Origin of the sequence: Micromonospora sp. NPDC007271 (genome assembly GCF_040634005.1) — a bacterium.
Taxonomy (GTDB): Bacteria; Actinomycetota; Actinomycetes; order Mycobacteriales; family Micromonosporaceae; genus Micromonospora.
On record NZ_JBEYER010000113.1, the window covers coordinates 1 to 21,286 of the forward strand.

The 21,286-nt window shown below is 71.6% G+C and carries 22 protein-coding genes; 8 read left to right on the plus strand and 14 right to left on the minus strand.

All coding sequences use genetic code 11. The annotated features are described in order from the left end of the window. Positions 1-165 precede the first annotated feature (165 nt). Positions 166-1,800 carry a hypothetical protein gene (locus ABZ570_RS29040; protein WP_358070490.1) on the plus strand — a complete coding sequence of 545 codons (1,635 nt, stop codon included), beginning with the start codon at positions 166-168 and terminating at the stop codon, positions 1,798-1,800. Between the two features lie 60 nt (positions 1,801-1,860). Here the strand turns inward: ABZ570_RS29040 and ABZ570_RS29045 are convergent, their stop codons facing one another. From ABZ570_RS29045 to ABZ570_RS29075, 7 genes are all read right to left on the minus strand, one after another. Continuing rightward, positions 1,861-2,487, minus strand: coding sequence for a response regulator transcription factor (locus ABZ570_RS29045; RefSeq protein WP_358070493.1), 627 nt, complete (start codon positions 2,485-2,487; stop codon positions 1,861-1,863). Then, a complete protein-coding gene (locus tag ABZ570_RS29050) occupies positions 2,484-3,767 on the minus strand; it encodes a histidine kinase (RefSeq protein WP_358070496.1) in 1,284 nt (427 codons plus the stop codon). Before ABZ570_RS29050 ends, ABZ570_RS29045 begins: the two co-directional genes overlap by 4 nt. A 5-nt stretch (positions 3,768-3,772) precedes the next feature. Continuing rightward, positions 3,773-4,228, minus strand: a complete 456-nt coding sequence (locus tag ABZ570_RS29055) for an ABA4-like family protein (RefSeq protein ID WP_358070499.1) — start codon at positions 4,226-4,228, stop codon at positions 3,773-3,775. Further along, the gene (locus ABZ570_RS29060; protein WP_358070502.1) at positions 4,225-5,154 is read right to left on the minus strand and encodes a hypothetical protein; all 930 of its coding nucleotides are present in this window, start codon (positions 5,152-5,154) and stop codon (positions 4,225-4,227) included. Before ABZ570_RS29060 ends, ABZ570_RS29055 begins: the two co-directional genes overlap by 4 nt. 107 nt (positions 5,155-5,261) lie before the next feature. Then, entirely contained in the window at positions 5,262-6,941 is a 1,680-nt protein-coding gene (locus tag ABZ570_RS29065) for a Na+/H+ antiporter (RefSeq protein ID WP_358070505.1), read from the minus strand. Between the two features lie 467 nt (positions 6,942-7,408). Beyond that, a complete protein-coding gene (locus ABZ570_RS29070) occupies positions 7,409-9,157 on the minus strand; it encodes an amidohydrolase (protein ID WP_358070507.1) in 1,749 nt (582 codons plus the stop codon). Positions 9,158-9,554: 397 nt separating this feature from the next. After that, complete coding sequence (locus ABZ570_RS29075) at positions 9,555-10,172, minus strand: hypothetical protein (RefSeq protein WP_358070510.1); 618 nt, start codon at positions 10,170-10,172, stop codon at positions 9,555-9,557. A 238-nt stretch (positions 10,173-10,410) separates the two neighbouring features. Here ABZ570_RS29075 and ABZ570_RS29080 point away from each other — a divergent pair, with 238 nt between their 5' ends. Together ABZ570_RS29080 and ABZ570_RS29085 are read left to right on the plus strand one after the other, a co-directional pair. Continuing rightward, positions 10,411-10,617, plus strand: a complete 207-nt coding sequence (locus ABZ570_RS29080) for a hypothetical protein (protein ID WP_358070513.1) — start codon at positions 10,411-10,413, stop codon at positions 10,615-10,617. A gap of 16 nt (positions 10,618-10,633) precedes the next feature. Then, on the plus strand, positions 10,634-11,539 hold the full coding sequence (locus ABZ570_RS29085; RefSeq protein WP_358070516.1) for a rod shape-determining protein: 906 nt from the start codon (positions 10,634-10,636) through the stop codon (positions 11,537-11,539). A 231-nt stretch (positions 11,540-11,770) separates the two neighbouring features. Here the strand turns inward: ABZ570_RS29085 and ABZ570_RS29090 are convergent, their stop codons facing one another. Next, positions 11,771-12,448, minus strand: coding sequence for a class I SAM-dependent methyltransferase (locus ABZ570_RS29090; RefSeq protein WP_358070519.1), 678 nt, complete (start codon positions 12,446-12,448; stop codon positions 11,771-11,773). A gap of 479 nt (positions 12,449-12,927) precedes the next feature. Between ABZ570_RS29090 and ABZ570_RS29095 the strand changes: the two genes are divergently transcribed. The 5 genes from ABZ570_RS29095 (at position 12,928) to ABZ570_RS29115 (ending at position 15,728) form a co-directional block, all read left to right on the plus strand. Continuing rightward, the gene (locus tag ABZ570_RS29095) at positions 12,928-13,479 is read left to right on the plus strand and encodes a phosphoribosyltransferase family protein (RefSeq protein WP_358070522.1); all 552 of its coding nucleotides are present in this window, start codon (positions 12,928-12,930) and stop codon (positions 13,477-13,479) included. Between the two features lie 68 nt (positions 13,480-13,547). Beyond that, positions 13,548-13,802: a hypothetical protein gene (locus ABZ570_RS29100; RefSeq protein ID WP_358070525.1), complete on the plus strand. Its 255-nt coding sequence runs from the start codon at positions 13,548-13,550 to the stop codon at positions 13,800-13,802. A gap of 53 nt (positions 13,803-13,855) precedes the next feature. After that, a complete protein-coding gene (locus tag ABZ570_RS29105) occupies positions 13,856-14,014 on the plus strand; it encodes a hypothetical protein (protein ID WP_358070528.1) in 159 nt (52 codons plus the stop codon). Between the two features lie 86 nt (positions 14,015-14,100). Further along, a complete protein-coding gene (locus ABZ570_RS29110; protein WP_358070531.1) occupies positions 14,101-14,937 on the plus strand; it encodes an ion transporter in 837 nt (278 codons plus the stop codon). Positions 14,938-15,002: 65 nt separating this feature from the next. Beyond that, positions 15,003-15,728: a hypothetical protein gene (locus ABZ570_RS29115; protein ID WP_358070534.1), complete on the plus strand. Its 726-nt coding sequence runs from the start codon at positions 15,003-15,005 to the stop codon at positions 15,726-15,728. Positions 15,729-15,735: 7 nt separating this feature from the next. On the opposite strand, the gene ABZ570_RS29120 is transcribed toward ABZ570_RS29115, so the two are convergent. The 6 genes from ABZ570_RS29120 to ABZ570_RS29145 all read right to left on the minus strand — a co-directional run bounded on the left by ABZ570_RS29120 (position 15,736) and on the right by ABZ570_RS29145 (position 21,055). Next, positions 15,736-16,608 carry an LLM class F420-dependent oxidoreductase gene (locus tag ABZ570_RS29120; protein ID WP_358070537.1) on the minus strand — a complete coding sequence of 291 codons (873 nt, stop codon included), beginning with the start codon at positions 16,606-16,608 and terminating at the stop codon, positions 15,736-15,738. 109 nt (positions 16,609-16,717) lie between these two features. After that, positions 16,718-17,401, minus strand: a complete 684-nt coding sequence (prfH, locus tag ABZ570_RS29125) for a peptide chain release factor H (RefSeq protein ID WP_358070540.1) — start codon at positions 17,399-17,401, stop codon at positions 16,718-16,720. Beyond that, positions 17,398-18,573 carry an RNA ligase RtcB family protein gene (locus ABZ570_RS29130; protein ID WP_358070542.1) on the minus strand — a complete coding sequence of 392 codons (1,176 nt, stop codon included), beginning with the start codon at positions 18,571-18,573 and terminating at the stop codon, positions 17,398-17,400. The genes prfH and ABZ570_RS29130 overlap by 4 nt, the downstream gene beginning before the upstream one ends. Before the next feature lie 187 nt (positions 18,574-18,760). Then, positions 18,761-19,864, minus strand: coding sequence for an L-dopachrome tautomerase-related protein (locus ABZ570_RS29135; RefSeq protein WP_358070544.1), 1,104 nt, complete (start codon positions 19,862-19,864; stop codon positions 18,761-18,763). 283 nt (positions 19,865-20,147) lie between these two features. Next, entirely contained in the window at positions 20,148-20,426 is a 279-nt protein-coding gene (locus tag ABZ570_RS29140) for a hypothetical protein (RefSeq protein WP_358070546.1), read from the minus strand. Positions 20,427-20,488: 62 nt separating this feature from the next. After that, positions 20,489-21,055 carry a snapalysin family zinc-dependent metalloprotease gene (locus tag ABZ570_RS29145; protein ID WP_358070548.1) on the minus strand — a complete coding sequence of 189 codons (567 nt, stop codon included), beginning with the start codon at positions 21,053-21,055 and terminating at the stop codon, positions 20,489-20,491. Positions 21,056-21,286: the final 231 nt, after the last annotated feature.

Genomic DNA, 21,286 nt, shown 5'->3' on the forward strand with positions numbered 1-21,286 from the left:
CACACGACCTGATCACCGCCGTGACCAGCAGTTACCCCAGAACGCAATGACCCTGCGGTCCCCGCCGCCGCGGCGCAGCGCGCCGCCGGCGCTGCTCCGCTGGGCAGACGCGCCGTGAGCATGGCGATGCACATCCATTCCGCCTTCAGCGAGGGAACGGCGAGCATGGACGCCCACCTCCGGCAGGCGACCGACCTCGGCGTGGACGTCATCTGGTGGACGGATCACGACTTCCGCATGCAGGCGCACGGCTACCGCCAGGCCGTCCGTTTCGAGGGCCTCAGCGAGCCGGAGAACGGACGGTCGTGGACGTGGAACAAGATCGTCGAAGGAAAGCCCGACCTTGCCCTGGGCACGTTCGTCGACGAGCCGCATTCGCCGGACGAGCCCGGCAAGGCGCTGCGGCTTCAGGCACGGACTCCGGCGTCCGCGTGGGGGGCGTTGCTATACGAGGGCGTCGCGTGGAACAGCACCTACACCACCAGCTTGGCCGCAACCGTCCTGGAGTTGGACGTGCTCGCCGAGAACCTCGGGCCGGACGCCGAACTGGTGGTCCGGGTGCTCTCGTCCTACCGCCCGGCCACCGAGGGCAGGCGGGCGGGTCGATACACCCTCGAATACCGCATCGGCCGGACAGCCGGGCGGTGGACCGAGAACGACGGCCTGCTCGGCGTCGTCGGCCTGCAGGTCGCCTCGGGTACGTGGCAGCGGCTCCGCCTCGACCTGGAGTCGGACGTCGCGGCCCTGTGGCCGGACATCGTCGCCGCCGACAGCGGCATCCACCGGCTGCGCGTCGGCGTTCGATCGCGTAACGGGGCCCTCGCCTCGGGCGTGGTCGACCGGCTGCGGTTCCTGCGTTCCCGCCGCGACGGAGACGAATCGGTGGTGTTGCAGGACGAGATGATGCGCGAGTACTCCCGCCGCTACCCGGCGGTCCGACAGTTCCACGGAACCGAGATATCCCTGGTGCGTCACCTGAACGCGTTCGGCGGGAACTGCACCCTTCCCGACTACGGCGACGCGCCGCCGACCAAGATCACCAAGGTCGAGGCCGCCGTCGCGATGGTCGACTTCGTGCACGCGAACAACGGCCTCGTGGCCTTCAACCATCCGCTCGAGGACGCCCCGTCGGGACCGGACCTCGCCCGTCTGCTCATCGAGACGAACGCGCTGGGCGCCGACATGATCGAAGTGGGCAGCAAGGAAGACTTCGCGGAGTCCGTGTTCGCCTATGACGCGGCGGCGCGCAACGCGGTGTTCGTGACCGCCACCGGTGTCAGCGACGACCACGGCGGTCAGGACTGGGTCCAGCAGAAACAGCGCTGGATCACCTCGGTCTGGGCCGACTCCACCGACGAGCGGGACCTGTTCGTGGCCCTGCGTGGCGGGCGTGCCTGGTTCTGGGATCCCCAGTACTGGCGTGGACAGCTGGACCTCCTGGTCCGCGGCACCGTTCCGATGGGGGGTGTGCTGGTGACCCCGGCCGCCCAGGCGCCGGTGACGATCACGGTCACGGATCTTCCCGACGGCGCGACGGTGTACCTCGTCACCGGCGAGGTCGACTTCGCCGGCCTGGCGGACCCCGGTCCCGCCACCACCACGCGCCAGATCGAGGTCGACCGGCAGGAGGAGGCCGCGCACCTGGTGATCCCCACCCGGACCAGCTGCTACCTCCGCGTGGAGATCAGGAACGCTGACGGCGACGTGATCGGCTTTTCGAATCCCGCGTGGATCTTGAAGGATGAGCCACGTGACGGCATCCCCGCCGAGCGGCAGGGCAGTTACGGCTGGGCCGGGTAACAGTCCCGCACGCCCGGGGTGGCGCCGCCGGCGCAGGCGGCGCCACCCACGTCGCCCTGGTCACACGCCACGGGCGAACAGCGCGAGGCGTACCCGGTTGGGGCTGCCGGTCTTGGCCATCAGGCTGGTGATGTGGGTCTTGACCGTGGTGACGCCGATGTGGAGCCGGTCGGCGATCTCCGTGTTGGACAGGCCCTCGGCGACCAGCTGCAGCACGTCCTGCTCGCGGGCGGTCAGTCCCTCGGCCGGTCGCGGTGTCTCGGCGCGGGCGTGCACCGCGCGCTGGACCAGGCGCTGCAGCACCTCCTGGCTGAACGGGCTGTCGCCCGCCGCGGCCCGGCGGATGCCGTCGAGCAGGTCGGCAGGGGGCGCGTCCTTGAGCAGGAACCCGCACGCTCCCGCGGTCAGGGCCGGATAGAGGTGGTCGTCGTCACCGAACGTGGTCAGCACCAGGACCCGGGTGGCGGGGCGCTCGGCGAGAATCCGGCTGGTCGCGGTGATCCCGTCGATGCCGGGCATGCGTAGGTCCATCACGACGACGTCGGGCAGGAGCCGCCCGGCGAGGGTGATGGCCTCGCGGCCGTTGTCGGCCTCGCCGACGACCTCGATGTCCGGCTGGGCGTCGCAGAGCATGCGCAGCCCCGCGCGGATGAGGTGCTGGTCGTCCACCAGCAGAACGCGGATCATGCCGGCTCCGGCGCGAAGGGCTCGGCCGGGGCGTCGCCGTCGCAGGGCCCGGGCGAGGACGGCACCCCGGCGGGCGGGACGGGCGGCGGGGTCGGCGTGGCACGGGACGCGGGAACCGCCGCCGGGAGGATGGTGGCGACGCGCCAACCCGAGCCGGTCGGGCCCGCCTCGAGTCGGCCGCCGAGCACTTCGACACGCTCCCGCATGCCGGTGATGCCGTGGCCGCCGCCGGACGGCATCACCGCCGGCACCCATCCGCGCCCGTTGTCCGTGACCTCCCAGTGAACTGCCCCGTCGACCACGGAGACGGTCAGGCGCGCCAGCGCGGATGTGCCGGCATGCTTGGCCACGTTGGTCAGCGCCTCCTGGGTCAGCCGCAACACCGCCAGGCCGCGTACCGCGTCGAGCGTACCGACCGAGGGGTCGATGTCGGCCTCCACCGCGACGCCGGCCCGGCGGGCCCGGTCGACCGCCGCGCCGAGGGCCGCCGGAAGCGCGGCCGGGTCGATCGCGGTCAGCGCCGCGTCACCCTGGGTCCCCTCCGGGTCGCGCAGGACCGCGACCAGTCGCCGTAGATCGGCCAGGGCCGCGCTGCCGGTGCCGTGCACGTCGTCGAACACCTCGCTCACCCGCGGATCCAGGTCCGTCAGCACGTGTCGGGCCACGCCGACCCGCAGCACCATCGACGCCACGTGATGGGCAACCACGTCGTGCAGTTCGCGGGCGATCGCGCTGCGTTCGTCGGCCCGCGCGGCGCGGCTCTCCGAGGCTCGCCGGCGTTGTTCCTCCGCCGCCCGCTCCTCGGCCTGCCGGGCGAGTTGCCGGCTGGTCCGGATGACCAGGCCGAGCAGCAGCGGCACGCCGACCTCCACGATCAGCCCGAAGACGCCGGAGAGGACCCGGTTGATCGGGTCGCCGATCGAATTGGTCAGGTCGACGGCGGCCAGCAGTCCGGCGGCCAGCCAGATGGTCCGTGGCCGGCTCGCGCACATGGCGACCTCGAGCAACGCCCAGCTGGCACCGACCTGGTTGATCGTGGTGTCGTGGATGGTGTGGAGCGCGACCGCCAGCAGGGCGGCCTGCCCCACCAGGTTCACCACGGGCCGGCGGTGCAACAGCAGCGCGACGGCGAAGGCGACCACCGCGAGGACCCACTGGGTGGCGGTCGGCGTCCGTCCAGCCTGGGTGCCGACGACCAGGTAGCCGATGCCGCTGAGGTCGAGCAGCACCATCCGTGCCAACTTGTCACGCTCGTCGAACAGCCGTTGCACCCACCCCATGTCGATCAGCCTAGGTGCTGTGGTTCGGGGGCACGAGCGACCGTGGGCCGCGCCGACCGGGTCCGGATTGTGAGGTAGGCGGCCAGGCCGAGCGGCCCGAGCAGGATCATCAGGACGAGTACCGGGGCCATGGCCAGCGCCGGCACGCCCCGGTCCCGGCTGTCGAGCCACGCCCACCGGCCCACGAACAGATCGAACGCGACCATGTGCGCCCAGGCCGCCGCCGCACCGGTCGCGGTCCCGAGCAGTTCGCGTACGCCGTCCAGGGCCGGCGACAGCACGACCGGCAGCGCGTCGCCGAGGGCCGGGATGATCAGGATCGCGTAGATCACCAGGGTCGGCAGCACGATCAGGGGCGACTGGACTATCCGGGCCGTCCAGACCCAGCGCGGCAGCAGGATCATCAGCGCCCAGAAGGGCGCGGCCACCGCGAACGTCAGGGTGAACAGGGCGGCGGTCATGCGGCCGGCGCCAGTTCGGGTCGGCGCTGGCGGGCCAGGACCAGGCCGGCGGCGGCCCCAGCCGCGACCAGCAGGGCGACCCCGGCGGCCAGCGTGAGGGCGTCCGGCCGCAGCAGCGGCTGTCCGCGCAGCGCCTGCCAGGTGAGCAGCATCGTGAGTACGCCGTACGCGCCGCCCGCGACCACCAGCAGCCGCACCCGGGCGGGCTCGTCCAGCCGCCCCCCGAGGAACCGGTTCAGCAGGATCGCCAGGATCGGCAGCGCCTGCAACGCGTGCAGTCCCACGAAGTGCCCGATCCGCAGGTCCCCGCCGGTGGTGCTCCAACCGACCAGCGGCAGCCCGGGTCCGCCGTCGGGCACACCGACACTGTGTGCCCCGGCGATCCCCTCGATGCCCGGGTCCTGGCTGGGCAGCACCATCGGTACCGCCGCCAACATGCCGAGCAGCGTCAGGCCGAGCCCCAGCCCGACCGCGTACCTGCCGACCCGGTCGGCGATCGGCTGACGCAGCACCACGATCCCGAGGACGAGGTGCGCGGCGAACAGCACCATGATCGCCGTACCCATCAGCTGGAACAGGGCCGCGTTCAGCGGCGTGGTGGCGTTGAAGTGGCTGGTCGTGCCGCGCAGCACCTGCCCGACGATCACCACCATCTCCACCACCGACATCGCGACGACGACCGTGACCGCCCACTCCGCGATCCGGCTACGCCGGGGCAGCAGCGAGAGCATCCAGGCGAGGGTGATGCCGTACAGCGCGAGGGACACGGCGAACTTGAACGGCTTGAGCCAGATCGGCACGCCGGTGAGGACGCGCGAGTCGGCGAGGATGCCGACCGCGGCGATGGCGGCGAGTACCGCCATCGCCGAGACGAAGACCATCATGGGGCGGTGCCAGTGTGCCGCCCGGCGCAGGGTGGTTGTCATACCTGTAGATGCTGGTGAACGCGTCCCCCGGGTGCGCCCGACCGGAAGCCCCGGTCGCGGCCGGCGGTCGGAGTGCCGGCTCCTCCCTGGGGAGGAGATGCAGTCGGTCAGCGGGGCCGACGCTTCGGGAGGAGCAGTTCCTCGTGGTCGAGTTCGCGCTCCAGGACGCGGAGCCCTTCGTCGGGCAGCCGGCCGGCGTCGCGCCAGCGCAGCAGTTCCTCGCGTTGGGCCTCGATCGCGGCCCGCCGGATGCGCAGTGCCGCCTCGTACTCGGGTGAGGTGGGCACCTCGGCCGACTCGGCGCTCTGCAGCAGGTCGAGCCGGACGCGGTAGCGGGCCAGGCGGGTCAACAACTGCCTGCGAATGGTGTCGACGGCCCCGGCGTGGCCCGGCTCGTCGGCGGCGACCTCGTCGAGGCGGGCCAGGGCGGCCTCGACGGCCGCGGACCGGGCCTCGTTGCGGACCCGGGCCTGGTCGGTCTCGTCGGCGCGGAGGCCCAGCGCCCGCACGAGCGGCGCGAACGTCAGGCCCTGCCCGACGAGGGTCACGAGAACGACCACGAACGTGCAGAACAGCAGGAGGTTGCGGTCGGGAAAGGGCGCGTCCCGGTCGGTGGTCAGGGGCAGGGTGAAGATCGCGGCCAGGCTGATGACGCCGCGGGTTCCGGACCAGCTCAGCGCCACCACTTCGCGGCCGGTGAGCCGCCGGGCGAGGCGGTCCGTCCGCGCGGCCTGTCCGGCCTCGCTGGGCTCGTCGGTGTCGTCCTCGTCGGAGGTGCCGCCCAGCTGGGTGTGCAGCGATCGGGGGAGCAGCTGGGTCAGCACCAGCCACGCGGGGCGCAGGAGCAGCACCACGCCAACCGATACGGCGACCGCGATGACGACGGTGGAGGTGTCGTACTGGTGCAGGCCCCGGACGACGGTGGGAAACTGCTGGCCAATCAGCAGGAAGACGAAGCCTTCCAGGAGGAAGTCGACCAGCCGCCACACCGCGCTGGTCTGCAGCCGGGTCGCGCCGGAGGCGAGCCGCGGCGTGTGGTGGCCGACGATCAACCCGGCGATCACCACGGCGAGCACGCCGGAGACGTGCAGTTCCTCGCCCAACAGGTAGGCCACGAACGGCGTCGCCAGCGAGATGGCGTTGGAGAGCAACGGATCCGCGGTGAGCGGTCGAGCCAGCCGTACGGCCCACGCGACGACCGCGCCCACCGCGACCCCGCCCACCGCTGCCAGCACGAACTGGCCGACAGCGGACGGGAACGAGAAGCCGCCGCCCACGGCGGCGGCGACGGCGACCTTGAGGATGGTCAGCGCGGTGGCATCGTTCAGCAGCCCCTCGCCCTGGATGATCGTGACCAGCTTCGGCGGCAGGTTGACCCGGCGGCCCACCGCCAGCGCGGCCACCGGGTCGGGTGGCGCGATCGCGGCGCCGATCGCGATCCCGGCGGCCAGCGTCGCCCCGGCGACGAACAGGTGGAAGCCGACTCCCACCAGCAGGGCGGTGAGCAGCACCAGCACCACGGAGAGACTGACCACGATGCGCAGGTTCCGCCGGATGCCGAGCAGTGAGGAGTCCAGCGCTGCGCTGTAGAGCAGCGGCGGCAGCACGACCGTCAGGACGATGTTCGGGTCAAGGCTGATGTTGGGCCCGGGGAGCAGCGCGTACGCGATGCCGATGAGCGGCAGGAGCGCCGCCGCCGGCAGGCCTGTCCGCGACGCCACCCAGCGCACGAGAACGATGACCGCGACGGCGGCGAGCACGAACAACAACGTGATCTGGGGGCTCACCCGGTGGCTTCTCCAGGTCCGGCGGACGATGCGTGCTGACGGCGTGGTCGACCGGCGTCGGCCGGAGCCGATCGGTGACGACATCGGCGCTGGTGCGGCGGCAGCAGTCCCCGAGGGTACCCGCCGGAGATCGGTCGAGCCGACTTCCCCCACACCGGCCGAGAGCCCGGTCTCCGCTGGTCAACCAGCGGGCGGCTGCCGTCGCTCCGTCGGCCCGACCGACTCCTCCCTAGAAGACTATCCTCCTAGGATGCCTACCCCGTGTGTCCACGGTCCTGACAGTGTTCGAGGCCGGCGGGGTCCGTCCGCTCCCCGGGCCGTCGCCGGCCACTCAGGGTGAGGCCGGCCCCGTCCCCGGGCTCGGGGGCGGGGCCGGCAGGTATTTCGCCGCTGGTCCGTCGACGACGGTGCCCGGTCGCTGCGGGCGCGACTCGCCACGCGCGTTCGCGTCGAGGTCCCGACGGTGGCTACTCCAGCGGCGGCAGGTTCGACGGCGGCAGCGCCGGGCCGAGGTCCGGCGCGGTCTCGGTCGAGACGATCCGGCGGGGCGGCCACTGGACACCCTTCGGAGGCCACGACTGCCGGGTACGCCGCAGGAACCACGCAGGCGGTTCGTACAGCGGCAGCTGGTAGTCGTCGGGGAGCATGCTCGTCCACTTGAGCTTTTCGGTGCGACGGGCGAACTCGTCCTTCATCTCCGCCACGATCTGCGGCTGGGTGAGCAGGTCGATGGTGGTGGCCGCGAGGTACTTGGCGGCGACCAGCATCGCCACGTGCCCGGCGTGCGCGGCGCCGGTGGCCGTGTGGTGCCAGGAGTGGTTCTTGGTACCGCTCGGCTGGTGGGCGCTGCCCATCGAGATGGTGGGCACCTGCCAGCTGATGTCGGCGACGTCGGTGGAGCCGCCGCCCATGAAGACCGGCGCCGGGGGCTGGAGGGTGCTGATCTTGTCGGAGAAGCCGGTCTGCGCGGACCCGTTCGACTTCTGCAACGCCTTACCGAACTTCTGGTCCGCCTCCGAGAACGACGGGGCGCCGATCTGCGTCATGTTGGCGTGCATCAGTTCGGCGCCGCGCTTGTTGCCGAGCACGTTCCAGACACCGCCCATGATGCGGTGCTCCAGCCTGGTGTTGGTGGCCATGGCGGCGGCTTCCGCGCACTTGATGATCTTGTCCATCAGGACCTTGGCGCGGGCCGGGCTGCCCTCGCGGGCGTAGTACCAGATGCTCGACAGGGTGGGGAAGACGTTCGGTGCCTGGCCGGTCTGCCGGATCGCGTGGTGCATCCGGGCGGTGTGCGCCGCGTCGCTCTCCCGAAGGAACTCGGTCAGCATCGACATCGCGCTGACGGCGTCCTGGGTCGACCTCGTCCCCAAGGGCGAACCGCCGTGGCCGTCGGTGCCCAGGAAGTGGAAGGCGATGCTGTACATCGCGTTGCTCGAGCCCCAACCGGTGCTGTTGCTGGTGCTCGGGTGCCAGTCGACGAACGCGTCCAGGCCCTTGTAGACCCCCGCCTTCACCGCCACGGACTTGCCGACCAGTTGCTCCTCCGCGGTGGACCCGAAGAACCTGATCGTGCCGTCGAGGTTGCGGGCCCGCATGGCCGCGGCTGTCGCCGCAGCCGCACCGGCCGCCGCCGCCCCGAGGGCGTTGTGCCCGCACCCGTGCCCGAACCCGTACGTCGGCGCGTACGGGTCGTGGTGGTAGACCAGGGGAGAGTGCTCCGGATTGCCCTTCTCCTGCGACAGCCCCGGCAGCGCGTCGTACTCGCCGCTGAAGCCGATCACCGGCTTGCCGGTGCCGCGACTGAACGTGGCGACGAAGGCGGTGGGCATGCCACCAGCTCCCCACTCGATCGTGAAGCCGTTGGCCCGCAGGTATTGGGCCTCGGCCCACGAGGAGTTCCACTCCGCGAGCGACGGCTCGGCGAACTCCCAGATCCGGTCGTTGAGACCGATGATGCCGTCGGCCTCGCGGTCGATCCACGAGATCGCCGCGTCCTTGGCCTGCGAGTCGACCGCCAGATTGGTCGGCGGCTCGTAGTTGGCGAAGTCCGTGGGCACCGTCTTCGGATCGAGCGCGAGGTCCGAGGCGGCGGCCATCGCGGGATCGGCTGCCAGGGCGGGCGCCACCGCCAGACCCGCGCCGGCGACACCGAGCATCTGCAGCAGGTCTCGCCGGTTGTAGCCGGAGGATGAAAGGTGGTCGGTTTCGCACATGGCAGCTCCCTCTCGACATGGCTGACAAACAGCACGGGCCATCGGATCACCGAGTTGGGAAAATGGCGCGCAAAATGGTCGCCAGGAATCTCGCCGGACGATTAACCGGCGCAGACGGGCGGACGGAGAAGCGGCTTATCTGGGAGGTTGTCCCCAGCTCAGGGCTGGTGGATGACAGCACGCCATTGCCATGGCAAATGGTGTCGGGTGGGAGTCAGAGTGATTCGAGGTTCGTTGCCAACTCAGCGCCTCCCCGAGCCGGGAGGCCTTCTGCAATCGCAGTGCAGTTGCCCTGAGCTAACAATATAGATCGTCGGATGTCAACCCCTTGACTCGGCAAGGGTCAACCGGCGATCCGAGGGCTCAGGCCGGCGAGCACGGCACTGCGAGCGTCACCTCAGGATGCGGGGGTCAGGCGACGCAGCCGCCGGTTCCACCATGCCGGGCGGGTCTGTGCCTGCCCGAGCAGCCGGCGGTGCTCCCAGTGCTGGAAGGCGATGAGTGCCGGCACGAGGCCGAGCATGGCCGTCGGCACGTACCAGGGGGCGCGACGGTTCTCCCTGGCGATGGCCAGCAGGCCCGCCACCCCGGAGCAGTAGAGGATCGGGTTGTAGAAGGGCATCAGTTCGGGCCCCAGCCCCTCGCAGTCCTCCAACCAGGGCAGCCCTGCTCGGGTACGACGAGTCGGCCATCCCAGCAGATGAGCCGATACGGCCGCGAGGCCGAAGCCGTTCGCCGTGGCCAACACCTTGTCGGCGGAGGCATCGCGACTGGTCGCACCCCAGACGCCGCCGGTGACGAGCGTCCAGAAACCCGTGGCGGCGTACGGGCCGACGAGGGAGGCGAGGGGCATGCCGACGCCCGCGCCCAGTTCGAAGACCACGTGTGCCGCCAGGCTGGCCACGGTCAGCCGCGTCAGGGGCCGGTGCCGGTCGGACGTCGTGGCGGTGCGGTGGCCGCGACCGCGCCGCGCGCGCCCTCCGGCGCACGGCGTACGTGCGGGAAAGCCCCTCATCCGCGCCGCTCCTCATGACCATGCCCGCCGCCTCGGCGGCTCTCGCCGCCCGCCGGACCTCGCGGCATACCCCGTTTCCGCCCCGGCATACGAGGGCGGCCAGACCGCGCTGGACGAGGCGACGGCGGAGCGGCTGCACCGTGGATCCGGCTGGCGCGGGGCCGGCAGGCGCCTCGCGGTCCCTTCTCAGTTCGACGAGTCGTAGCCGGTGTTCGATGTGCGGGCTATGGTGTCCCGCATGCATGACGGGCACCGCATCCGCCGCCTCGGCGAGCGGTGCCCGCTGCCGGTGCTGGCCCTGCTGGCCGTGCTGCTCGTGGTGTGGGCCACCGCCCGGGCGATCGGGCTGTGCATCGTGTTCCGGTTGAGCAGGCGTGCGGTTCCCGGCTGTGTGCCGGAGTGGTCGGCGGATCGGGCTCCGCCTCGTTCGGCGATCGCCGCCTGAACCCGTCCGCTCCGCGGTGCCGTACCCGGCACTGCCCCTGGCCTGGGAGCACCATGCCGATGTCTCGTCATCAACCCGGTCCCGTCGCGCCCAGTGGTGGGATCTGCTCACCGTCGCGGCGGACACCCCGCACCCGGTCCCGGTCCTCGCGGAGGCGGTGAGCATGCTGGCGGTCGGTGCGTACGCCCGTCCCGGCGTGCGGCAGTGCCTCGCCCTGGACCTGGGCACCTCGACGGTCCGGATGTGGACGCCCGCGACGGGCACGGTGATCAGTGAACCCGCCGTCCTCGCCCGACGTCCCGACGGCCGGTGCGCCGTGGGTCGCGCCGCGCTGGACGCGGCGGCCGACGACGGCACACTGATCCGGCCCATGCGGGACGGGGTGGTGCGGGACTTCCACGCCTGCGTACACCTGTTACGGAAGCTGCTGGCCGACCTCGGGCAGCCGTACGGCAGCGCTTGTCCGGTGCTCGTCGGGGTGCCCGCGACCGCGACGCTACGGCAGAAGAACGTGCTGGTCGCCGCGGTCCGTCGAGCCATCGGCGAACGTGTCGTCGCAGTCGAGGAGCCACTGGCCGCCGCCTTGGCGTGCCGACCCGACCCGGGGCACGACGATCTGGTCGCCGTGGATCTGGGATACGGCCGGACAGAGGTGGCCCGCATCGTCGACCGGAGTGTCGCCGCCGCCGAGCGGGTCGAAGGGGAAGATCCGGTCGACCAGATCCCGGCGATCGCCCGATGCGTGCGGGGCATGAACGTCCGCGGCGTCAGCGCCCGGCGGCGGCTCCTGATCACCGGTGGCGGCGCGGCGTCTCCGGGAGCCGCCGCGCGCCTGGCCGCGTTGACGGGACGCTCTGTCACGATGCCCGCGGAACCGCTGCTGGCCACCCTCACCGGCCTGCGTCTGCTGCTCACCGGCTGACGCGCCGGATCCCCGCTCGGTGCATCCGTTGTCGCGGATCTCTGCCCGAGGTGGCCCCACGCCGCACACGATGCCGCACGCTGCCTGCACACCGGCACCGCCGAGCGGATGGAACACGAGGCTCTGGGCAACCTGCGAGCCGAGCCGTTCCACGTCCGCGTCGCACTCAACGCGGGAACAAGCACGCGAGAGCCGCGACTCTGGGCTCCGCGGCCGACGGCTCTTGCAGACTCAATGTCGCGGCCGGCGCCAGATGGCTTCCCATTGGGTCCACTGGCCAACGCCGGGCGGGGTTCGTTCGGTCCGGTGCGTCCGCAGCGCAAGCAGGGCATCCCATCCCGTGAACATGGTGCCCAGTTCCGCCGAGCTGAAAAAGTGGATTGTCATTCCGTTCTTCGGGCCAGCTGTGTAGCGGACGGAGAAGCTACCGTCCGGAGTGCGCTCGACGACTTCATGCGCCGGCCACACGTCAGTTCCCACCGCATTGACCCGCACACACAGCAGCCCACCGGGCTCAACCCGCTCCTGGGCTGCACGAACATGTTCATGCGCCGCACGCCGGTCGCCGTGTTGAAACACCTGGATCCCGACGACAAGCGGCCACCGACGCCCGGGGGGCAACGCTTCGAGATCGCCATGGACCAGACGGGCTGCTCGGTCCGGGCGCGCCTGCGCCAGCTGGTGGATGGCTTCATCCGACACGTCAAGGCCGAGAAGATCCAGGCCACCGTCGCTGAGCGGTAGCAGATTCCTGCCGTTGCCGCACCCGATGTAGAGGCCCGTGGAAATGCCCTCGCGCCGGGCAACCAGCAGGATGTCGTCAACGAAATCAACAGGCGGTTCATCGGTGTAACGACCGCGCCTGTACTCCTCGTTCCACGCCTCCGCAGCGCGACTCGCGACGCTCACCGGGTCACTCTGGCACACCGGGGCGCCGCACGCAGCCCCTGCACAGGGTGCCGGGCAGCTGCTGGGACCGCACGAATGAACCTGCCGCTGATCGGGTCGCCGGGGTGCCAAGCGTGGCCTCGCCAGCCACAACCGTCTCGAGAAGGGTCACCAGGAGATGATGAGCCAGGCCGGGCGGATACAGCAGGTGACGAATGCCGGGCACCGCAGCTCGTGGGACTGGGGCGAATGGAGCACGTAGCGAATACCGCCCGCCACCAGTGCCGCGGCCGGATCTGTCGGGGTACGACGTGCCGCTGCTGCGCGGCGAGGGCGAGGACCCGTACGGGACGCAGGTCGGCCGACGGGCGGAACCAGCGCCGGCCCGGGATCCGGCGAGTCGTACGGCAAGGAAGGAGTCGTCCACCTGGCACGATGACTGTCCGACCAGTCAGTGGCGGTCGACCGATCGGCGGCCGCGTGCGGTTACCATCGCCCAGGTGGACCTGCGGGACGATGTGCGCGAACGCCTGCGCAAGGCGTTCACGTGGCGTGGCGATCGGCCCGACGACCATGCGTACGCCGACGCGACGGGGTGGTGGCGGGCGCCCGACCTGCTGCGGGACCTGGGGCCGGCTCTCGCCGGCCTGGTCGAGGCAGAACGGCCAACCGTCGTGCTGGGCGTCGAATCCCGGGGGTCCCTGCTGGGGCCGCTGGTCGCGCTGGCGTTGGGCGTCGGCTTCGTCGAGGTGCGCAAGGACCGGACACCGAGCTGCGACAGCGACGCATGGTTGCACCGCACCACGCCGCCGGACTACCGGGACCGGCATCTCCGGCTCGGCTTCCGCAGGACCCTGCTGGACCCGAGCGACCGGGTCGTCCTCGTCGACGACTGGATCGACACCGGCGGCCAGGCGCTCGGCGTCCTCGCCCTCACCGAGGGCGCACACGCGACATGGTTGGGGGCCGCCACGGTGGTCGACGCGTTGGGCAGCCACCAGTTGCGCCGGAGGCTGAAGCTGCGTTCCCTGCTCCACGTGCGGGACCTCTGATTCGGGGTCAGCGCCACCACCCTCGATCGGGGCGGCGTCGGGGTGGTTGCCTGGCGGCGCCTGGACGGGTGGTGGTGTTCGGGGGTGAGGATGTCGGCCAGCGCGTCGATGGCCTCCTGGCCGCCCACGGCGACGACGGTGTCGCCGGGGTGGAGGACGAGGTCGCGGCGGCCGGTGACGTGGCAGATGACGCCGGGACGCTGACGGCCGACGGTGGCCGCGGCGTAGCGGACGCCGATGCCCGGCAACCGGTGGTTCGATTCTCACGCGGTCCTCCTGCCCGGTTCGGTGTCGGTCGACGTCGACCATCCGCGCCGGTCTGATCGAGCCGTAGCGGGGCGAGTCGTGCGGGTCCGCGCACCCGTAGGCTGGCCGGGTGATCAACCCGCCGCACCCGCCCGTCGATGCCGTGGCACGTCGCTCGCTGACCGCTTCCGAGGCGCTGTCCGCGTCCAACAAGCGCCCGTGGTCCGTCACGACGACCGCCTCCGGCGCGGTCACCACCGGTACGGCTGCGGCGAGGATGGAAAGGTGAGCGGGCGGCCGGTGCCGCGCCAGCGAATCGTCCCAGCCGGGTCTGCGTCCCGGCGGGCGCGCCTGGCCCGACGGTGTTTCGGCATCATGGATTCACGCGGGTTCGAGGTGGCGATCGTCGTCATGATCGGCGCGAACGCGCTGGTGCTCGGCGTCGAGACCTACCCGCACCCCGGGTCGCTCGGGACGCTGCTGCGGGTGCTGGAGTGGTTCTTCCGTACGGTGTTCGTCATCGAGATCGCGATTCGGGTGCTGGCATACGGCCGTCGGCCGCAGGACTTCTTCCGGCAGGGGTGGAACGTCTTCGACTTCGTCGTGATCGCCGCGGCGTTCGTCCCCGGCCTGCACGGCGAGTCGCCCGCCCTGCGGGTGATCCGCATCGCCCGGGTGCTGCGCCTGGTGCGCTTCTCACCCGGGCTGCGCACCATCGTGGTGGCCCTGCTGCGCAGCCTTCCCGGCGTCGGCGGATTCCTCGCCCTCGCCCTGGTGACCCTGTACGTGTACGGCATGGCCGGGTGGCTCATCTTCGCGGAATCGTATCCCGAAGACTACGGCACCATCGGCAGAGCCGTGCTGACCCTGTTCGTGCTGCTCTCCCTGGAGACGCTGCCGGACCTGATCGAGCAGGGCATGGCGCTGTCACCGTGGACCCTCGTCTACTACGTCAGCTACGTGCTCATCACCGCCAACCTGCTGCTGAACATCCTGATCGCGGTGATCGTCAACTCCATGGAGGAGGCCCGCCGGCTGGAGATGACCGAGCGGATGGCGGTCGACGAGGACCGTGACGGCGTGCCGGACCACGTCGACCGGATCATGATCAGCCAGCGGCTGGACGATCTGCGCACGCTGGTGACCGAACTGGAGCGGGAACTACGGATCGACCGCAGGGACGGACAGCCGAGGCCGGGCCCCCGGCAGTGACGGCCGGCCCGCCAGTAGGATCCACGCACCCTGGCGATTCTCGCCCCACCCCTTCCGGAGCCCGCATGTCCGAGCCGCAGCACCCCACCGACGTACCCGAGGCCGGCCGGCCCCGGCGGCGCTGGCTGCTACCGGCGGCCGGGCTTGCCGCGGCGCTCGTGGTGCCGCTCGTCGCGATCATCGCGACCGGGCCCGATCCGGAGCACCCGGCGGCCCGGCCCGCCGCCGTGCCGACCTCGTTACCAACCACCGCCGGCGGCGGCTCCCCGAGCGCTGCCCCGATCCCCACCCAGGCGACGAGCCCCACGGCGACCCCGGTGGCCGGACCCACGGCCTCCCGCACGGCCACCCCGATCCGGCGGCCCGCGCCGGCCCGGTCGACCGCGGCACCCACCCGGCGACCACCCACGGCCACCAGGACCCCCAAACCGAGCTGCACCCCGGCCGGCGTGGTGGACGTGGTCCAGGTCGTCACCTACGGGGTGGCGAAGGTCGCGGCCCGGACCGACGGCGAGTCGACCAACCAGCTCTGCCCGGGCGAGCGGATCCGGGTCTTCTGGGCCACCTACAGTCGCACCCCGGACGGCGGCGCGAAGCTGTACCGCTCCGAAGTGCACTACCTCGACCGGTCCGCGCCGACCTGGACCATGCGGCTTGTCTTCCCCGGCAAGTGCGGTGACTCCTGGTACGTGGTGGCCGGCAACTGGAGCATCCCGCAGACGCTCAAGCCCGGGGTGGTGCCGTTCGGCAGCGGCAAGCTGAACTGGGAGACCGGCGCCGGCGCCTGTTGACGCCCGATCAGGCGAGTTCGGCCAGCCGCGCCACGACCTGCTGCTCGACGAGCTGCTGCGCGAAGTCGACCGGGTGGCGGTCGGGCATCGTCTGCACCTCGGCCACGCCGAGCGCCGCGTACTCGGCCACCTCGGCCACGTACGCGTCGACGTCGGCCAGGGGTGGCCGCATGACGAGCACGGTCTTCTCGATGCTGTCGTAGTCGCGGCCTTCGGCCGCGCAGTGCCCCCGCAGGACGTCGAGCTTGTGCGCGACCTCGGCCGGGCTGTTGCCGAACAGGTTGCATGCGTCGGCGTAGCGGGCCACCAGCCGCAGGGTCTTCCGTTCGCCGCCGCCACCGATCATGATCGGGGGGTGCGGTCGGCTGATCGGCGGCGGCACGTTCAGCGTCTCGGCGAGTTGGTAGTGGCGGCCGTCGAACCGGCCGTTGTCGCCGCTCCACATCTGTCGGCAGATCCGCAACGTCTCCTCGAGCCGCTCGAAGCGTTCGCCGACCGGGACGACCGGCACGCCGAGGCCGCGCTGCTCACGGTCGTACCACGACGCGCCGATACCGAGCCGGGCCCGCCCGCCGGAGAGCACGTCGAGAGTGGTGACAATCTTGGCGAGGAGGCCCGGATAGCGGTACATCACCCCGGTGACGAGGACCCCCAGCGTCATCCGTTCGGTCTTCGCGGCCACGTAGCCCAGCGTCGTGTATGCCTCGAGCATCGGCTCCTCGGCCGACGTCGTGAACTCCATCTGGAAGTAGTGGTCCATGACCGTGAACGCGGCAACCCCGGCCTGCTCCGCGATCCGGGCGGTTTCCGCCAGCGTCGGGGCCAGCTCCGCCGGGCGGGCCGGGGTGGAGAAGTTCCAGTAGTGCAGGCCCAACCTCATCGGCCATCCTTCCGCTTCGCCGGGCGGCTAACTGGCATTATGCCGGCCGGACAGTCCCTGCACCGGGAAGCGACAGCGGTGCCCGCGACCGCGCCCCCGCTGTCTGCGGTCAGTCCGCCGACCGAACGCGGCCGGTGGTTCGTCGCCGGCGGGCCCGCTGCGGCACCACGCCCCGTCCCGACGGATCCGGCCGCTCGACCCGGACGGGGTCGCCTCGGACGATCTCGTCGTGGATGTGCCAACGGGCGGTGGTGACGGCACGCCGCGCCGCCTCGTCGCCGTCCTCGATGCGCTGCCGGAGCAGTCGCATGGCGATGCGGCGGTTGAGACTGAACTGCCGCTCGGTGTCGACCACGACGACGATGCCCGAGGGACGGTGGATCGCCCGTACCGCCGTGCTGGCCTTGTTCCGGTGCTGGCCGCCGGGGCCGCCGGCACGGCAGGCGACGGTGTCGACATCCGCTTCCGCGAACGTCGTGGCCGGTGCGTCGACCGGGCACGGTCGGGCGATGACGTACCAGTTCTTCCGGCCGGTGCCCGCCCGGTACGGGCTGGGGGCCTGCCAGCACAGGGTGCCGGTCCACGAGGCGGCGAACGCCTCGGCGCCCGCCCCGGAGAGGTGCAGCAGGACCGATCGGTAGGCGTCGGGCCGGTCCCCGGGCACGATCTGGACCCGGCGGGTCGCCAGACCGCGCCGGGCGGCGTCGGCTTCCAGCCGGCGCAGCAGCCGGGCCAGCGCCCAGGCGCACTCGCGGGGGCCGCGCCCGGCGGACATGAACAGGTGGAGGCTCATCGTCGGCCTCGCTTCCGGCGGTCCGCCCGGGGCGCGGGCCCGACGTCCGGCGTCTTGTAGGTGACCAGGGGGACCGTGGTGGCCACGGGCGTGGCCAGGCCGTGGTGGACGAGGTCGTCGATCACCTGCTCGATCCGTTTGTACGCCGTCGGTGCCTCCTCGAAGAGCAACTGGCGGTCGCCGCACACCACCAGCGACCCCACCGGGGTGCGGCGCAGTTCCTCGACGGTGTGCTTGGCCCGGCCCCGTCGCAGGGCGTCGGCGCGGGACATCTTGCGGCCCGCGCCGTGCGCGACGGAGTGGTTGGCCTCCGGGCCGGCGTGGGCGGCCACCAGGTAGGACGGGGTGCCGCGCGTGCCGGCGACGAGCACGTCACGGCCGTCGCCCGGCGCCGCGCCCTTGCGGTGCAGGTAGGCACCGTCGCGGATCTCGACCAGGTTGTGGCACTGGTCGACGATCGGTTCGGTGGACCGGCCCCCGAGGGCGTGGGCGACCCGCGCGGCCAGCAGCCGCCGGTTGAGCGAACCCCAGCGTACGGCGGCGTCGTGCATCGCCAGGTAGGCGGCGGCATCGGGGGCCGGGCCGGCACCGTGGACCTCGGTGTGCGCCCGCAGGATGCGCTCACCCAGCCCTCGGGAGCCGCTGTGGACGATGAGCACCAGGTCGCCGGTGTCGAGCCCGAGCCGGCTCGCGTGGCCGGGATCGAGGATGGTCCCGATCCGGGACAGCTCGACGAAGTGGTTGCCCCGGCCGACCGTGCCGAGTCCGTCGAGGTGACCGGCGGGCACCTCGCCCGCCACGACGGCCCACGCCGGATCGTCGGCGTCCCGCTCAGGGTCCAGGGGGCGGTCGAGGTCGGGGAACCGGGCGGCGAGCTTCTCCGGTACGGCGCGCTTGAGCTTGATCGGGAACACGGCGATGCCGCACCCGATGTCCGAGCCCACCAGGAACGGGTAGAGGACGGTCGACGCCATGGCGGCCCCGATGGGGGCGCCCTTGCCGGGGTGCAGGTCCGGCATGGCGGCGACGTGGACCATGCCGTCGAGGGCGGCCACCTGGTGGCACTGCGCGAGGGCCTCGGACTCGATCCAGCTCGTGGGGGAGGCGAAGACGGTGAGGGTGGCCGGGCTGGACTGCGGCAGGGACTCCCGCCGGACGTGCTGCTGGGACAAAGACGCTCACTTCTCGCTGAGGGAATGGGCTCGCCCGCTTCACCGGCGGGCGCGGCGGGCCGCGGACGGCATCACGGCACAGGCCGGCGCCGCGGGCATCAGGGCACGGAAGTTGTCCGTCAGAACGTCATGCGTCCACCCTCGCCGAGGCCACCTGGGTGAGGCAAGCGACTTTCGGCCCGCGGTGTCAGGGGCGGAGCAGCACCGGGCCGGCGTCGATGCGGGTGCGGAAGAGCGCGTACGGCCGGTGCCGGAGATCCTGGCCGCGCTGGTACGCGGGCTGCCTGTGCAGCTGGTTCGCGATGAGGTAGAGGTGTCCGTCGGTGGCGATGAACAGGGTGTCGGGCCACAGCAGCCGGGGATCGTGCACCAGCGTCTCGAATTCGCCGTCCGGCGTGCGGCGCAGCACGGCGTTGTGCTCGTAGGAGGTGAGGTAGAACCGCCCCGCGTCGTCGCTCTCCAGGCCGTCGGAGCCGCCGCCCTTGTCGCCCTCGTCCACCACCGTGGCGGCCACGTCCGCCTCCCCGACGGTGGGGTCGGCCAACGCGTCGGTGGCGACGCTGTACCAGCGGCGGGAGGCGAGTGGGCAGTAGTAGAGCCGGGCGCCGTCCGCGGAGATGGCGATCCCGTCCGAGCCCATCGCCACCGGCCTCGGCGGCCCGTCCGCCGGCCGTTGCCGGAACGGCCGGCCCTCCACGACCGGCCGGTAGCTCGGTAAGGGCTCGGCCCTGGTGCTGGGATGGTCGTGCAGCCGCCGCCAGGACGCGCCGGTGGCCAGGTCCACCACGATGATCCCGTTCGGACCGGAGTCCGACGAGTCGGTGAGGTAGGCGATTCCGGCGGCACCGCGGCGCAGGTCGAACCGTACGTCGTTGAGGTACGTCGACGGCAGTGCCACGTCCGTGGGGAAGACGATCACCTGGCCGACGTCGTTGCCGTCCAGGTCGATGCGAACCAGCTTCGGCCCGCCCGGCTGCGTCGGCTGGAACATCGGGCTGGCGGCGTCCACGACCCACAGGCGGTCGGCCGGGTCGACCACGATGTTCTGCACCGACACGAACGCGCCCGCGTCGTCGTTGCCCGACGCGCTGTTCCACGCCGGGTCGGGAAACGGCACCTCGTGGCCCTCGCGCAGCTCGACCACCGTGGCGCGCACGTCATCGCCCCACTTGGGAAAGTTGACGAAGATCCGGCCGGTGTGGGAGACGGTCACACCGGTCGGCATCGGCCCGGTGAAGGCATGCACCAGTTCCAGCTGACCGACCGGCTCGTCGCCGGACAGGGCGGTCATGACGGACCGACCGGCAGAGTCGCCGCTCGTTGACCGTCATGCCGCCGTGCCACGCTCGGTCTCCTGATCGTCCGTCGGACGCGCCTGGCGACCGGCCGGCCACCCAGAGGTGAAGACTAACGAGGGCAAGCCCTCACCTGCTGATGTTTCCGGGCTTTCGCCCGGTTGGGACGGATGGCCGGGCCGGCACGCCGTGGCCCTGCCGGAGTAGGCAACGCCTGGTGCCCGATGGGCCATCGACCGGGGGCGGTGCGGACATGATCGCTCCTTCGCGACGAGGGGGTCACGCGACGGACGTGCCGTTCGGACCCGTGATCTCGTCGCGGACCAGCGGTACCAACGCCGACCAGCCGCCGTGGTCCACGGCGACGCACAGGCGAATCCGGCCCGCACCGTCGTCAATGGCGTAGCTGACCACGTTGTACCGCTTGCCGTCCGCACCGACGGCCGGGCGCGTCTCCCTGTCGTCGAGCATCGCGCGCCACTCGCCGTAGCCGAGGCGCCGCCATTCCGTCAGGCGCGCCTCGGCAAGCTGCGCCGCGATCTCCTTGTCGAGCCCCACGCGCTCACCCTCTCACGGCGGGGGCGGGGCCGGGGCCGGTCGGCCGACCCCGGCCGGTGCAGTCAGCGCAGGGCGCCCGCAGTGGCGGGGGCCGGCCAGCTGTCGGTGAAGACCTGGGCCGTCGTCGCGCTCCGCAGGGCGGAGCGGAAGTACGAGTCGACCGTGGCGGCTTCGCCGGCGCTCGGGTACGGGTTGGTGCAGCTGGTGCCGGCGCTGCCGCCGGACATCAGGATGGCGCAGTTGCCGTTGTAGTTGTCGGCCAGGCCGAGGATGTGCCCGATCTCATGGGTCATGATCCGCAAGGGGGAGTACTGCTGCGCCTGGTAGTAGTCGATGACCACGTAGCCGTTGCCGAGGCTGTTGCGGACGGCGTACGAGCCGCCGCCGTAGGTGTAGTAGATCATCAGGTTCGAGCCGCACTGGGCCATGTTGATGTTGTTCGTGGCGTTGTTCCAGATGGTGGCGGCCTGGTTGGCGTACCCGGCGAACGGCCCGGCCTGGCTGGTGTTGTAGCAGACGTTGCGAATGGCGGCGGAGGCCGGAGCGGAGTCGACGGTGACGGCGCCGAGCGCTGTCAGCGCCGCCGCGGCGAGGGTGGCGAGGATCCGGGACACCTTGGGTGGACGCATTGCTCACACTCCCTGAGAGAACGGGTAGAGCGGGACCAGGCCAGCCTATAAATCGACATGGCTCGATATCAAGCGTCGCGGTCCCGGCGATGACCGCCGCGCTGAGCAGTGGAATCAGGTCCATGCACACCGAGCTGGGAGGCGCGGGCTGGCCGGTCCGGCCCCGGGCGGGGCCGGTGCACGTGGAGATCCCGTTGCAGGCCTACTTCCGGATCAACACGGAGAACATGG

What these genes read in the sequence shown, in the direction of transcription:
- ABZ570_RS29040 (WP_358070490.1), top strand. Translation starts at nt 166, where the DNA reads ATGGACGCCCACCTCCGGCAGGCGACCGACCTCGGCGTGGACGTCATC.
- ABZ570_RS29045 (WP_358070493.1), bottom strand. Translation starts at nt 2,487, where the DNA reads ATGATCCGCGTTCTGCTGGTGGACGACCAGCACCTCATCCGCGCGGGG.
- ABZ570_RS29050 (WP_358070496.1), bottom strand. Translation starts at nt 3,767, where the DNA reads ATGGGGTGGGTGCAACGGCTGTTCGACGAGCGTGACAAGTTGGCACGG.
- ABZ570_RS29055 (WP_358070499.1), bottom strand. Translation starts at nt 4,228, where the DNA reads ATGACCGCCGCCCTGTTCACCCTGACGTTCGCGGTGGCCGCGCCCTTC.
- ABZ570_RS29060 (WP_358070502.1), bottom strand. Translation starts at nt 5,154, where the DNA reads ATGACAACCACCCTGCGCCGGGCGGCACACTGGCACCGCCCCATGATG.
- ABZ570_RS29070 (WP_358070507.1), bottom strand. Translation starts at nt 9,157, where the DNA reads ATGTGCGAAACCGACCACCTTTCATCCTCCGGCTACAACCGGCGAGAC.
- ABZ570_RS29075 (WP_358070510.1), bottom strand. Translation starts at nt 10,172, where the DNA reads ATGAGGGGCTTTCCCGCACGTACGCCGTGCGCCGGAGGGCGCGCGCGG.
- ABZ570_RS29080 (WP_358070513.1), top strand. Translation starts at nt 10,411, where the DNA reads ATGCATGACGGGCACCGCATCCGCCGCCTCGGCGAGCGGTGCCCGCTG.
- ABZ570_RS29110 (WP_358070531.1), top strand. Translation starts at nt 14,101, where the DNA reads ATGGATTCACGCGGGTTCGAGGTGGCGATCGTCGTCATGATCGGCGCG.
- ABZ570_RS29115 (WP_358070534.1), top strand. Translation starts at nt 15,003, where the DNA reads ATGTCCGAGCCGCAGCACCCCACCGACGTACCCGAGGCCGGCCGGCCC.
- ABZ570_RS29120 (WP_358070537.1), bottom strand. Translation starts at nt 16,608, where the DNA reads ATGAGGTTGGGCCTGCACTACTGGAACTTCTCCACCCCGGCCCGCCCG.
- prfH (WP_358070540.1), bottom strand. Translation starts at nt 17,401, where the DNA reads ATGAGCCTCCACCTGTTCATGTCCGCCGGGCGCGGCCCCCGCGAGTGC.
- ABZ570_RS29135 (WP_358070544.1), bottom strand. Translation starts at nt 19,864, where the DNA reads ATGACCGCCCTGTCCGGCGACGAGCCGGTCGGTCAGCTGGAACTGGTG.
- ABZ570_RS29145 (WP_358070548.1), bottom strand. Translation starts at nt 21,055, where the DNA reads ATGCGTCCACCCAAGGTGTCCCGGATCCTCGCCACCCTCGCCGCGGCG.